This is a genomic window from Enorma shizhengliae (assembly GCF_009676995.1).
In the GTDB taxonomy this organism is placed as follows: Bacteria; Actinomycetota; Coriobacteriia; order Coriobacteriales; family Coriobacteriaceae; genus Enorma; species Enorma massiliensis.
Genome location: NZ_VTFZ01000018.1, coordinates 1 through 1,573, shown reverse-complemented (window position 1 = coordinate 1,573; position 1,573 = coordinate 1). Strand labels below are relative to the sequence as shown.

General features: G+C 69.3%; 1 protein-coding gene. It reads right to left on the bottom strand.

The window, feature by feature from the left end:
• Positions 1-88 precede the first annotated feature (88 nt).
• Entirely contained in the window at positions 89-1,309 is a 1,221-nt protein-coding gene (locus GJE22_RS09875; RefSeq protein ID WP_144688613.1) for an IS110 family RNA-guided transposase, read from the bottom strand.
• Positions 1,310-1,573: the final 264 nt, after the last annotated feature.

The window sequence follows — 1,573 nt, the reverse complement described above, 5'->3', positions numbered from 1 at the left end:
AGAGACCTGCTATTAGGAGTCAAGGGTAATTCCGGAGACTTTTGATAGGAACCTTGAAAACCGGATATGGGATAAAGGGCGCGAACGGTCACCTCTTCTGCGAGAGGTGACCGGGGAGATGCCCGGCCGGCGGGTCGGGCGACCAGTCCCTGTCCTCCTTCATGAGGGCGAGGCAGACGCCGGCGAGCTTGCGCGCGACCGCGGTGAGCGCGACGTAGTGGTGCTTCCCTTGGGACATCTTGCGCGCGTAGCACTCCCCGAAGTACGGGTCGAACCTCCTTGCCCGGTCGGCGCCCTGCATGAGCGCCCACCTGAGGTACGACGAGCCGCGCTTGGAGAGGTGCCCGGGGCTGTCGAGGCTCTCTCCCGAGACGCGCCTGGTCGCGTCCATGCCCGCGTACGCGACGAGCTTGGAGGGCGTCTCGAAGCGCGCGGCGTCGCCGACCTCGCCGGCGATGAGCGCCGCGAGCGCGGGCCCGACGCCCGGTATGCTCGTCAGGTGCCTGCCGGCGGTCTCGGACAGCGCGCGGGCAATCTCCGCCTCCAGCTCCGAGATCTGCCCGCGGGTGAACTCCATGCGCTCGACGAGCACCCTGAGCTCGAAGGCGAGCGCCCGGGAGCCGAAGGACACGCCGACCGAGGAGCGGGCGGCCTCGACGACCTCGTCGGCCCTCTCGCGCCCGAGCCTGCCGCGGCTGGCCTCGGCGAGCAGCCCGGCGAGCGCCTCGGGGTCCGCCGCCAGCACGTCGGCGGGCGTGGCGCACTCCTTGAGCAGCGCCGACGACGTCGGGCCGAACTTGTCCGCGAAGAGCCGCTCGTACTCCGGGAACACCCGGTCGAGGATCGCCGTCGCCCGGTTCTTGAGGGCGGTGAGCTCCTGCACGAGCTCGAAGCGGTACCGGGCGAGCTGCCTGAGCTCCTCGGTCGCCTCGTCCCCGAGCGCCGAGGGCTCGAAGCGCTTGCAGCGCAGGAGGTCCGCGATGAGCAGGGCGTCGATGCCGTCGGTCTTCGCCGGCCGCACGGTGTCGACCCTGCGCCACGCGTCGGTCTGGATGGGGTTGATGACGGCGACCTCGAAGCCGTTGGCGGCGAGGAAGTCGAAGAGCGCCACCCAGTAGTGCCCCGTGGCCTCCATGCCGACCAGCGACCCCTCGGCAGAGACGCCCCGTCTGGCGAGGCGCTCGAGCAGACGCTCGAACCCCCTCTGCGTGTTTCTGAACTCGAACGGCTCGACGGCGACCTCCCCGCCGTCGCCCATCGCGGCCGCCACGTGCGACCTCTTCGCGACGTCGATCCCGATGTAGAGCATCTTTCCCCTCCGTCCTCTCGGCGGGACGAAGGTTTTCCTTCGGAATCCGCGGGCGCAACCTCCTGGGAGATCCGGCGCCGAACGCCATTCTGCCTAATCCGCGTCCACCCGCGGGCCGGAGGCGCGATTCTCTCGACAGGGGCCGTACCCCAAGGAGGAGCGCGCGCCCTCCGCCCCGTTCGCGCCCTTTATCCCATATTCGCGTCTACGGGTAAAGAAGCGCGGCCACTGCGCGAGAAGTGGCAACTTCAATATAGGAGGAGG

What these genes read in the sequence shown, in the direction of transcription:
- GJE22_RS09875 (WP_144688613.1), bottom strand. Translation starts at nt 1,309, where the DNA reads ATGCTCTACATCGGGATCGACGTCGCGAAGAGGTCGCACGTGGCGGCC.